Here is a 12,114-nt window from a genome sequence, read left to right as displayed (position 1 = left end):
TCGTAATTGGTTTCGAACGACGACGAAAGAAACAAGGGATTGTAATGCTTTAGAGACAGAGATAATTATGTGATTTATGTAAAAATATATAAATTTTTAGTGATATGTCATATAAACCCTTATGAATAGATACTTTGACGAGTGTTATTGTATTTTGAAAGAATGTACGTATGAAACTGTAAAATAACATCCTATGTTCTAATGTGGTTGGTTCATAAAGGTACACCTTATAGGAGTATGAAGAAAGTTATGTTTATACGTCTATTTAATGCTGAAAATAAACCTTTATGGACGTACATAAAATAATTGACCTTTGGATACACTAATATTAACAATAACATAATTGGAAGGGGATACCTGTGACAATTTCGTTTGGTTATATTCGTGTATCAACTAAAGAACAGAATTTAGATAGACAGTTTGAAGCTGTAATTCCATATGTGACAAGTGAGGATTACATTTACAGTGATAAAGCTAGTGGAAAAGATATGGAACGCGATGGGTTCCAAAATATGATAAAAGCAATGAGAAGTGGTGATACACTATTTATCAAGTCAATTGATCGCTTAGGACGTAATAAAGAACTAATCAAGGAGTATTTAGAGCTGTTTAAAAAGAAGGAAGTACGCGTAAAGATTATTGATATTCCAACGACAATGCAAGATAGACCAAAAGAAGAAGAATGGATTATTGATATGATTAACAATATTATAATTGAAGTATACACATCAATGGCAGAACAAGAACGTCACACAATTAGGCAACGTCAGAGGGAAGGAATTGAAATTGCAAAATCGAAAGGTAAGCACTTAGGGCGACCAATATTAGAACTTCCTAACAATTGGAATAAGTTTTATAAACAATGGAAAAATGGCAATTTGAAAGCAGTTGAGTTTATGCAATTGGTAGGAATGAATAAATCTACTTTTTACAAGAAAGTAAAAGAGTATGAATGTACTTTATGAATTTGAAAGCAGCGCTTGAGTTTTGTGATCTAAAATAGCTTTTATTAAATGTACGGTATGAACTTATGATTTTACAAAATAGCTTTAAATTTAAGGAGTGCCACATCAATTGTAGGCACTCCTTTTTATGTTGATAAAATCCACATTTTAATTCGAAATGTAGTGTTATTTGGATCTTGATAAGAAAATGGAGAATACACAATCCAATAATTACACGTATTTACTTTAAAGTCTATTTTTATTTCGATTAAACGGGGGTAATTTTATATCAAGAGGCCGTCTTGTTGGAACGGTATTTGAGTAACCAGGTATAGTTACACGACTTGAAATTATCTTATCCCCCGAAACGTAATGAATCAAATGAGCAGGGGCAAATTTAGCAACTATTGCTAAAATAAGTGGTTGTAACAACGCCCTTGGAAAGAATGAATGTTAAAAGTTGTACGAAGGTTATTAAAGCTGATTTTCTAGTAGTATCCAAAATGACCCAAAACCGTTGCTGTGATTAGATTCTAATTAAACCGCATAAATAATGTGACGATGGAAATCTACTGTTTTCACGTAATTAATTTATAGACGCCATTGAGGAATATGTAAACACTGCAGCTGATGTTTTGCTAAATCTAGAAGGTAGAATTTTTAGACATACACCTTTGTTCTAAAAAATTCCTTTGGATTTAAAAAAATCATTAATTGAACTTCGATTATTAGTTAAAACGTTAGGGGATAACACGTTACAAAGCTTTTATTTTTAGATTGATATAGGTTATTTACATATGTAGTTGTTTCTTGAGGGTGGAAATGTGTTGATTTATATTTTTGGTTGTGATAAAGTTATGTTAATCAAGTTTCCACTGTCAGGAAACGAAAAAACGGAGGTAATAATAATGTCTATTCAATCAAATTTAAAAGGTTTACGTGAAAAGTCAGGAATGAGCTTAACGCAAGCTGCACAAAAAATGGGTACTTCAAAGTCGAATTTGTCTAAGATGGAAAACAACGAAGATATGGTTCTTACAATTAATAGCCTAATGAAAGCTAGTGCAGCTTACGATGTGCCTTTAGCAAAGATCCTTGATATACCATTCATTAGTAAGCAGAATTTAGGTATAGCTACTGAAGTTATAGAGTTTATACCTACATTAATTTCATTTATGGAGAAGTATCCGAATGCACGTGATAAAGAAGAATTGAAAAATCATCCGTTAGGAAAAGTGCTAAAGGATGAGATCGTTCCTTATATATCTAAGGGTACCGGATTAGACATGACTAAATACACGATTACACCGTCTATGGGGAAAGGCCGTTTCGCGGAGGTACCTTGGATTTGTGTTTTTGATGATGAGATTTCTAAATCTGCTACTAAAGGCTACTACGTAGTTTTACTCTTTAGTCCGGCAGGTAATGAAGTATTCATTTCTTTAAATCAAGGTGTTACATTCTTTGAACAACGATATAACAAAAAAGGTTTACCCGGAAATTATATTGAAAAGCTTCAAAAGGTAGCTGAGTTTTGGAAAGATAAACTTAAGTTTTCTAATGAGAGAATTTCGAAAAGTCCTATTCATTTAAAAGGTTCGGGTAAATTAGCGAAGGGTTATGAAGCGGGACATATTGCTGGAGCTTCGTTAACAATTAATGATCTACAAAAAGTTAATTCGAAAGAAGTTTTTGAAGTCATTTTAGAATTATTAGGTGGTCTAATGCAGATTAAACCGCAACTTTCTTTATACGGTGGCTTCGATGGAATGAATGCTTCTATTTTATTAGAAGATGATCAGCTTTACTTAGATGAATTCGAAGAAGAGCTTGAAAAAGAACAACAAGTAATTGAAAAAATTTCGAAAGAGCAAAAGGAATATAATTTTGACGAATTAGTTTTAGAACCTGGAGCAGATGCTTTACCCCCTATTGAACAAAATAAAGGGAAGAAACAATATCCACGAAGCGCATCAGAGGCTGCGAAGGCATTACAACGAGCAAACCATACTTGTGAAGTAGATTCGACTCACACTACATTTATATCAGCCGTGACAGGGGAAATGTTCATGGAGCTACATCATATCATTCCGTTACACGTTCAGCACAAGTTTGAAAAGTCGCTCGATACTTTCTCAAACATCGCGTGTTTATGTTCGACAGATCACAGATTATTACATCACGGTTTATTTGAAGAAAAAGTAGGTATTTTGCGAAAGCTTTACGAAGATCGCGTAGAAGAGTGGAAGGTGAAAGGAATATACATTGAATTTGATGAGTTGTTAACTTATTACAAGTAATACTAATAGGGTAAATTAAACCTCGAAAAAAGCCAGCTGTATGATTTTGTATTTGCAGAGCGATTATGCGTTAAAGGGTTGGTGTCTTCAACTATTATAGGTAAATTGTGCAAATGGTTAAGGAGAATTCATGCAAAATTTTGTGGAGGATTTAGAAGAGATAGATAAAGGTCAAAAAGAAAAAGTTAAAAAGTTTTTAGCAAAAACGTGGTGTGATAATTTAAAGCAGGGGGGTTACGTTGACTGATTTTGATTTAATTAGCGTGGTAGGGTTAGGTCTAATTAGTGGTTACTTGACTGTGTACGTGGTTGATGAGGTAACGCCAAAATTAAATGATGATGGCGAGTTGGAGAACACTCTACCTGGCGACCTTCTAATGATGGGGGTGTACGTTATTAAAAGGTGTATAAATATAATAATGGAAGGCATGTATTCAAATTTAGAAGTTTGTGCAAGATACTGAATTTGAGACAGTTCAAGCGTCAACCAAACAAGTTAATGGTTATGAATTGGATGTTTAACTGAGTGCTTTTCCTTTTTTTGGATCACCTTTAAATGGTGGTCTTTTTTGTACTAAATTTTTACTAATTGAAAGATACACTAATAAGTCTCATACACCAAAAATGTCCATCCACGAAGTTTGGAGAAGGACAGAAGTTTGTGTTTTTTATTGTATACATCTTCAAATATTTACATAATGTAGTTAATATGAAATTGGATTTCAAATAAATTTAAGGTGGTTGATATAATTGAAATATCGTTTTACTATTGGGACAAATTATACTAGGAAAGATGTAAAAACAAAAGTAGGGCATCCAAATCCTGGGATTAACAGGGATGATTGGGCAACAGGATATACAACTTATAGAGATTGTTATTTTATTTTTGCGACTACGGAAACAGCGGGAAGAACAGGTCATGACTATCCAAATATTCTAACTAAGGATGAATTATATTGGTTTAGTAAAAACAATCATACATTAGATACCTTTTCAATTAAACAGATGATGAGTGGCAATCATGAAGTTTATATTTTCACAAGAGAAGATAGTTCTGATGTAAATTTCATTTTTAAAGGATTAGGTTATGTTAAAGATTTCGAAGATGGAAAACCTGCTCATATAGTTTGGGGCTTTATTGAAGATCTTGATGAAATTCCTGAGAAATATATAGCAAATAAACGTAAACAATTTATAGAAGGTGCAAAAAAGGAAAGTACAATTACTCGTTATGAAAGAAATTCTAAAGCAAGAAATGAATGTTTAGACCATTATGGATATGGCTGCCAAGTGTGTGAAATGAAATTCGAAGACGAATATGGTCAAATTGGAGAAAAATATATTCACGTTCATCATGAAATTGAGATTAGTTCCATTGGTGAAGAATATGAAATTGACCCTATTAACGATTTAAAACCAGTCTGTCCAAACTGTCATGCAATGTTGCACAAACGAAAGCCAGCCTACTCAATTGATGAATTGAAGGGAATTAGAAGTTTCTGTAAAACCATCGTTAAATAGACAATATAATGACGGGGCATAAATTAACGTTTGTGCTCTCTTTTTTTATTATACTTATCTATAAACTCGTCTATTTTCGTAAGTGTATAAAACATATGGGGAAATAGAAAGGTAAGCGTTAAATTACGTTGGTCTATCTGTTTTTTTCCAGTGAAGTGCTCACGATAAATTTTGGACAGAAGTCGCTACCCTTGCATAGCCATACTTCATGAAACTCTCCTCATTATTAGGTTTGTATATGGATATAAGTTATGCTACCTTTTGATATATTGAATTTATCGGGTTATATTGTTGGTTTCAAAACCTCTAAGTTATGAATACGTTATAAATAAAAAAAATCCACCTTATGTTAGATGGATTTTTATTTAATTACATATTTACCCACTTACCCGGATTAGATAATCCTGCTTTTTGGATATTAAAGAGGTTATCTTGAACCCATTTTTTCACTGCATTTAGTAATGCATTTTGTGTATTTCCAGGATTAATAAAATCACTAAATTGAACTGAAAGACTATCCTGTGATTTTAGTGGTTTACTAACGATAAAATCTTCTTCAAAAGTAACACCCAGAAAATCACCTTTAATGGATACCTTAGCCATAAATCCCCCAAGTCCATAATCATCTATTGTTCCAATTATGTTTTCAACTTTAATACTATCAATTATTAATGCAGACATTTATTTTCCTACTTTCTGTATATGTTATGTCTTCTAAAGTTGAGATTTTTATAGAAGATGCATTCATTATATTATATTGATAATCTGCTTTGGAAGATAAATCCTATAATTATACATTCCGTATGGGAACACAAACAACACGTTTTAAATAGCCCCTATATGTACGCTATACAGTACGTTTTATATCGTTGTTTCATATTGTTATTTCGTATTACTAAGGCATTAATAAACTGATAAACAATTCACACACGATTAAAGCGATTCAATTCATATTCAGCAATCAATCTTTGTTGCCGTGCTATGAATCGATGGTTATTTCGAAAAATAATATACAAGAATTCGATAGAGGGGGAATATGGGGGGGCGGGGTGGAAGGCTAAGGAGATAAGACCCCAAATAATATGTACAGTATTTTTGCCCTTCAATCGTTTACCAGACCACGCAGCAACAAAGCAACGTAGCCCGGAGACGTCCCGAACCCCCCTCCCGAAAGGATGAATCAGCAGCACGCCACATGCACGCATTATACCTAAAAGAATGAAACAGCTTCTTATGAATATCTATCTTCTGTTTTAGGATTAATTAATTGATCTTTCTTTAATAAATTTAAGCAATCATTTTCATTAAAGATTGAACCTATTGGAAGGTATTCACCTTCAATACTGTTTGAATAGAGTTTACCTTCTTCATCACAGAAAATATAGCCCTGAACTCTATCAACAAATTTATATTTTTCAATTTTAAAATGTTGAGATGACTTATTTAAGAAATTTAGAGTATTATCAAATTCTTCATCAGTAATTTCATAAATAGATTTGTGTAATCTAGCAGATGATAACGGGAAAAATTGATAAATACTCCATCTTGAGATGTTTTTAAACTGTTTTATATAATAAAAAATTTCTTCAATAGATTCTTTATTCTTATTTGTAAGGATAGTGTTTATTTTTATTTCTATATTACTTTTTTCTAACTGTGTTAAAGTCTTGTCGATTTTTGCAAATAAGTTTTTGGTATCTCTAAAATTGTCATGTTCATCCCATAACTGATCTATGGAAATTCCAAGTAAATCAACATTATCATTAATAAAATCATAATCATCTTCGCGTATAGATACGCCGTTTGTATCTACATGAATAAAAATATTATTGATTTTTGCTATACGACAGGCATTTCTAAAATTCCTTTTACTAAAAGAGTCACCACCACCGAAAGTGATGATATCAAATCCTAATGAAATTGCTTGTCGAACAATTTCCAATGTTCGATCTTCTATTTTTTTATAATGGAAATCTATGTAACAAAACTTACATTTTAAATTACAGCTTTGATTATAAGTTAGTATAAGTCTTTTCATTATTTTCACCTTGACTTTCATCTGCAACTTCTTCGAGTGTTTTAGCATTATCCCAACAATATTCAAAATGACTTTTTAAAGTTTTATAATTATTATTTGAACTACTAAATTCTATAGCTACAAAGTTGTTTTCAAGTCTGTCAGAAGTTTTTCCTAGATGATAGGGATCATAAACCATATATGTATCCGTGAAGAACACAGTATTATAAACATGGTTAGTGAACTTAATAGTTAAGTTTTCATATGTTTTATCTAGTTCAATTAAATCATCAATATCTAATTTCTTATCTACGCCATCCCTATTATTGCGTTTGTTTCTAGCAACTTTATTCTCACATGTAGGGTCTATTAATAACACTTTAAATTGAGTTCCATTATTAAGTTGATTTTTTACATTATTCCAATGTCTTGCTGTTAATTTATCTAAATATGATTTCCCGGTTTCAGCTAATAAAAACATTTCTGTTGCATTATCAATCGCTTTTATTATCTGGGAATTACGATCATTTTTAGAATCGTTGTTATACATAAAATAGATATTCTCGATTCCATTGGTAGTTAATTCTATTGATTTTGATTCTAATTTTTGTGCCCTGTTGATAATTGGATTAACACTTTTAACTTTTAGTAAAATTTCCAAACCTAGTGCTAGGATGGAAATAATAGTAAACCAAACATACAAACCTTCTTCTAGCAGGATTCCAAGGATTATTAACGATATTGAGAATAAAATTATTTCTAAAGCAATGTTTAACTTATACAAAAAACTTGGTCTATTCAAAATCTAAAACCTCCAATAAATAATTAATTTTCCATATATTATTATAATACCTAATTGAAGAACTTTCTTATATAAAAGATTGCTATCCACGGTTATTAGAAAAAAGGGGAAATTGTAAGTAGCCAGCATTGTGGTTGTACCAGGGGATAAATTAATATTAATTTAGGGGAATTATGTTCGGCTAAGATTTCTGATTTGGTTAATTATGTCGCTCTCGGTGATTTTAGTATTTTAGTCCATCCATAAAAGAGTAACGTTTGAGCAAATCAAAAAACATCATTATATTTTCGTTATTTAGAAAACGCCCAGAAGCTTGATTTTTTTAGCTTCTGGGCGTTGAAGGTGTTGTTGTCATTTGGCATGAATATCACCTCCCGAATTTAGTCTGTTTGGAAGAATTTTTATTATCTTTTACAAAGTAATAGACCTAGAACTAATTAGTTGCAAATTATTATGATTCAATTCTAAGCATTTTTCTTATTTTTGGTTGTACGCTTTCTTGTAGGTGGCTTCTTCGTTTTATCTAATGATGCTTGAAGAGCAGACATAAGATCGGTCACATTATCAGGCAATGGTTTCTTGTCGGTTGCAGTAACTGTACTACTAGTTTTTTTATTTTTATCTTCTATTAGTTCCATTAATGCTGTTCTATATTCGTCAGTGTATTTAGTTGGTTCGAAAACTGTTGTTAACTGTTCTACTAACATTAGAGCTGTATCAAGTTCTTTTTGTACAACAGCATCAACGCTAGGTATATTCGGGACATCATTAACACTTCTCACTTCATCGGGGAAAAGGTGCCCTTACGGGGCATTTTTGAGGTTTTAGGAGCAGAGGTACTATGGGAACAATCATCAAAAACTATAAATGCTTCAAAAAATGACGAAAAAATTTTTTGCTGAAAATCGGCTCTAAAGCTACAAAAGTAAACGGAAAAACGGTGAACATCGATGTACCGGCGCAAGTCGGGGCTGTTACAACTTTAGCAATTTTTTTTAAAATTCGTAACTTCAGTAATACCGCGCTTTGTCTTCTCAGGATAGATTCCAAGAGCAGCTTGAGTTTGTAGTTTTTTTAATTCCTGCTTTGCTTCCTTTGTTAAAGTAAACCCACGTCGAGTAACGATTCGCGGTTTAGTTTCACCTTCAGGAATACCTAAATTCACAACGAATTTATAAGATATAGTCCCATTTTTTAATGTTTCTTTTTTGATTGTAATTGCCATATTGTCCCCATATGTGCTTGTGGAGCAGTTTGGAGACTTTTTTATTATACAGTATTTAGTAAAATTGGGTATAATGTAATTAATTGCATAACTGGATGGAGTGAAATTATGTGAGTACTATAAGTAAATCTTCTAAGATAATAAATGAAAAGATAATAGGGGCAGACTGTACAGCTTATTTTGTTGGCTACGATTTAAATGACAATGGAGAGATGGAATATCGACTTGGAAAGTTGGTGAAATTACTTGTTAATTTAATTCCTGAATTTGCGTTTGGTTACCATTTAGGAGATTCGACTCCAAATGATGAAATGGTGGAAAAAATAGCCAATGCTGCAAAATCTATTTATAAAATTTCAGAATTTAAAGAAGTTGCAGAATTATATTTAGCAAATGGTGAGTTGGATGATGAAATAGAAGTTGATAAAAAGTATTTAAAAAGAGGTGAGTTTGGAGAATTAATTTTACATTTAATACTTAGAGATTTTCATTCTACAATTCCATTAATTTCAAAGATTTATTTTAAAGACTCTTATGGCCATGCTGTACATGGGTTTGATTCAATTCATATACACGAAGATTCTAAAACATTATGGTTAGGCGAATCAAAACTTTATTCAGATGGTAAAAAAGGAGTAGAAGCTCTCGTATGTGATTTAAAAGAGCACTTTCAAAGAGATTATTTAAATGATGAATTTAATATCATTTCAAATCGAATAAAAGATTCAAGTAATGAAAAACAAATGTACTGGTTAGATTTATTAGATTCAAGTACTACTTTAAAAAATCAATTGTCTCAAATTGTAATACCTATGATTTGCACATATACGTGTGAAATTTTTGGAAATCATAATGATGAGACAGATGCGAGTTTTATTTCAGATTTGGAAAAAGAAATAGCCTCATTGAAAAGTCATTTTGATAATAAAAACGATCATCCTTTAAGGGACAAGTTAAATATAATATTAATTCTATTTCCGGTACTATCTAAAAATGAATTAGTAAAAAAAATGCATCAAAAATTAACTATTATGCAGAAATTAGGTGATTGAGATGTCGAATACGTTTATTGAAAAGATTTATGATGAGGAATTATTAGATTTTGACTATACCTTTAATTTATCTAAGATAGCGTCGAGCTCTTTAAGAAAAGGTAACGAAGCTGAAGCTAGAGAATTGATATTGGCTATATTAGACAATTGGTCTAAAGTAGATTCAGAAAATCAAAAGATTTGGTTAGATTTACTTGATTCGGCAGGTCTATATCCATACTTTAAAGAATATAAAAATGATAAGAAAGAAGACTTAAGTCAATTAATTCGAGTTAGTTATCACAATTCAGAAAATATAGGAAATATAACTTTACATAGTGAACAGAAGAATATACTAAATTTAATTGAGAAAAGAAATAATTTAATTCTCAGTGCTCCAACAAGTTTCGGGAAAAGTTTGTTAATTGAAGAAATAATAGCTAGTCTAAATTATAATAATATAATTATTATTCAACCTACTCTTGCATTAATTCATGAAACATATAAAAAATTAACTAAATACAGTAATGAATACAATATAATTCTGAATACTAAACAAGAGTTAGAAAGTAAAAATATATTTATATTAACAAGTGAACGAGTTATGGAAATTGAGAAATTACCAGATATTGATTTTCTAGTAGTTGATGAATTTTATAAATTTAGCAATGCTAGAGATGATGAAAGAGCAGACATTTTAAATATAGCTGTGAATTTTTTGATTAATAAATATAATCCACAGTTATATTTTTTAGGTCCAAATATCGATTATATCTCTCGAAAATTCATCGAAAAAAATCAGGTAATTTTTTACAAGACTGATTTTAATTTGGTTAATAGTGAAGTTGTAGATTTATATGCTACTTATTGTGATGCCCTAACCTCAAAGGGAAAAGTTAAATTTAAAGAAAAACTTTTATTTGATTTATTATGGGATTTAAGGGAAGAACAGACAATTATATATTGTTCATCGCCTGATAGAGTGCGTAGTATCTCACAAAAGTTTTTAAATTATTTAAAGGAAAAAGATAATAATTTAGTTGAAGTCATACCACTACAACTAGACGCAATCGTGTGGATCGAACAAAATTTCCCTCGCCGATGGTCGTATACTGAATTACTAAAAAATCGAATAGGGGTACATCATGGCGGTATGTTAAAGCATTTGAACGAAAGTGTAGTGGAATATTTTAACAGCAGAAAATTAAACTACTTATTTTGTACATCGACATTAATTGAAGGGGTAAATACTTCAGCAAAAAATATAGCAATTTTTGATAATAAAAAGGGTGGTAATGAAATAGATTATTTTGATTTTAGTAATATAAAAGGCCGTGCAGGCAGATTTATGCAGCATATATTAGGTAGAATATATTTATTTAATGAGATTCCAGTTAAACAAGAAACAGTTGTTGACATACCTTTTATAGATCAAAATGCTATTTCAGATGAATTATTAATAAACATTGAGAAAGAACAAATAATAGATAGTTTAGAGGATAAATATAATTGTTTACTTCAAACAACTGGTGAATTTTTTGAAGTAGTTAGAGATAATTATGTATCAGTGAATGGTCAAGTAAATATTATTAGAGAATTGACTCAAAAGCTTAGAGAAGATAGGGAATTAATTTGTTGGAAAGGTGTGCCTAAATACGAACAGTTAGAATATTTATTAGGAATAGCTTGGGATAATTTATTGAAACCAGGTGAAACAACTAGACCAATGACTAAGGGTAGACTTGTTTATATGACTTTTAATTTTGGTTTTAATGAAAATTTAATACCTTTAATAAATAATGAGTTTAATTTTGAGTCTAAATTAGCCAAAAATAAAAATAAAAGTAGAGACCAAATTTTAGATACCTCAATTGTAAAAGCTATGCAATTTCAAAGGCACTGGTTAAAATATAAAGTTCCTAAATGGTTGAATGTATTAAATATTCTTCAGAAAGAAATATGTGAAAAAATAGGTATAACACCAGGGGATTACTCTGTATATGCTCAATTAATAGAAAATGAAAACATTATAGAAAACCTTACGCATCTATTAGATTTAGGCATCCCAGCAACGGCATTAAAAAAGATTCAATCAAGAATTCCTGAGGATATTAAAATTAACGCCGTATTAGATTATATTAATGAAAATAAAATTTGGAATGACAATAATTTATTGGAATATGAAAAAAATAAATTAAAAAATCTTTTAAATAATCATTGAGTTAAATTTTTATTTAATTGAAAAGCTTATGTAAATTTGATTTACTAAAAATG

11 protein-coding genes and 1 pseudogene are annotated in these 12,114 nt (G+C 30.6%); 7 read left to right on the top strand and 5 right to left on the bottom strand.

Annotated elements, in window-relative coordinates; translation table 11 throughout:
- Window positions 1–359 precede the first annotated feature (359 nt).
- The 4 genes from O7776_RS10495 (at window position 360) to O7776_RS10480 (ending at window position 4,765) form a co-directional block, all read left to right on the top strand.
- On the top strand, window positions 360–965 hold the full coding sequence (locus tag O7776_RS10495; protein ID WP_274307026.1) for a recombinase family protein: 606 nt from the start codon (window positions 360–362) through the stop codon (window positions 963–965).
- Window positions 966–1,852: 887 nt separating this feature from the next.
- A complete protein-coding gene (locus O7776_RS10490; protein ID WP_274307025.1) occupies window positions 1,853–3,244 on the top strand; it encodes an MrcB family domain-containing protein in 1,392 nt (463 codons plus the stop codon).
- A gap of 239 nt (window positions 3,245–3,483) precedes the next feature.
- Window positions 3,484–3,708, top strand: coding sequence for a hypothetical protein (locus O7776_RS10485; protein WP_274307024.1), 225 nt, complete (start codon window positions 3,484–3,486; stop codon window positions 3,706–3,708).
- Between the two features lie 286 nt (window positions 3,709–3,994).
- Window positions 3,995–4,765, top strand: coding sequence for an HNH endonuclease (locus O7776_RS10480; RefSeq protein WP_274307023.1), 771 nt, complete (start codon window positions 3,995–3,997; stop codon window positions 4,763–4,765).
- A gap of 369 nt (window positions 4,766–5,134) precedes the next feature.
- Here O7776_RS10480 and O7776_RS10475 read toward each other — a convergent pair whose 3' ends face one another.
- The 4 genes and pseudogenes from O7776_RS10475 to O7776_RS10460 all read right to left on the bottom strand — a co-directional run.
- Entirely contained in the window at window positions 5,135–5,446 is a 312-nt protein-coding gene (locus O7776_RS10475; RefSeq protein WP_274307022.1) for a hypothetical protein, read from the bottom strand.
- A 550-nt stretch (window positions 5,447–5,996) separates the two neighbouring features.
- Window positions 5,997–6,803: a radical SAM protein gene (locus O7776_RS10470; protein ID WP_274310478.1), complete on the bottom strand. Its 807-nt coding sequence runs from the start codon at window positions 6,801–6,803 to the stop codon at window positions 5,997–5,999.
- Window positions 6,778–7,584: a hypothetical protein gene (locus O7776_RS10465; RefSeq protein ID WP_274307021.1), complete on the bottom strand. Its 807-nt coding sequence runs from the start codon at window positions 7,582–7,584 to the stop codon at window positions 6,778–6,780. The genes O7776_RS10470 and O7776_RS10465 overlap by 26 nt, the downstream gene beginning before the upstream one ends.
- A gap of 464 nt (window positions 7,585–8,048) precedes the next feature.
- Window positions 8,049–8,378: pseudogene (locus O7776_RS10460) on the bottom strand (non-homologous end joining protein Ku); the annotation flags it as partial.
- A gap of 3 nt (window positions 8,379–8,381) precedes the next feature.
- Between O7776_RS10460 and O7776_RS20355 the strand changes: the two are divergent.
- Window positions 8,382–8,486 carry a stalk domain-containing protein gene (locus O7776_RS20355; protein WP_420802112.1) on the top strand — a complete coding sequence of 35 codons (105 nt, stop codon included), beginning with the start codon at window positions 8,382–8,384 and terminating at the stop codon, window positions 8,484–8,486.
- 80 nt (window positions 8,487–8,566) lie between these two features.
- Here the strand turns inward: O7776_RS20355 and O7776_RS10455 are convergent, their stop codons facing one another.
- Window positions 8,567–8,809 carry a hypothetical protein gene (locus tag O7776_RS10455; protein WP_274307020.1) on the bottom strand — a complete coding sequence of 81 codons (243 nt, stop codon included), beginning with the start codon at window positions 8,807–8,809 and terminating at the stop codon, window positions 8,567–8,569.
- A 110-nt stretch (window positions 8,810–8,919) separates the two neighbouring features.
- Here O7776_RS10455 and O7776_RS10450 point away from each other — a divergent pair, with 110 nt between their 5' ends.
- Window positions 8,920–9,861, top strand: coding sequence for a HamA C-terminal domain-containing protein (locus O7776_RS10450; protein ID WP_274307019.1), 942 nt, complete (start codon window positions 8,920–8,922; stop codon window positions 9,859–9,861).
- Between the two features lies 1 nt (window position 9,862).
- Window positions 9,863–12,061 carry a DEAD/DEAH box helicase gene (locus O7776_RS10445; RefSeq protein ID WP_274307018.1) on the top strand — a complete coding sequence of 733 codons (2,199 nt, stop codon included), beginning with the start codon at window positions 9,863–9,865 and terminating at the stop codon, window positions 12,059–12,061.
- Window positions 12,062–12,114: the final 53 nt, after the last annotated feature.

It is taken from the genome of Solibacillus daqui, assembly GCF_028747805.1.
GTDB classification, from domain to species: Bacteria; Bacillota; Bacilli; order Bacillales_A; family Planococcaceae; genus Solibacillus; species Solibacillus daqui.
This window is presented reverse-complemented; position numbering and strand designations above follow the sequence as displayed.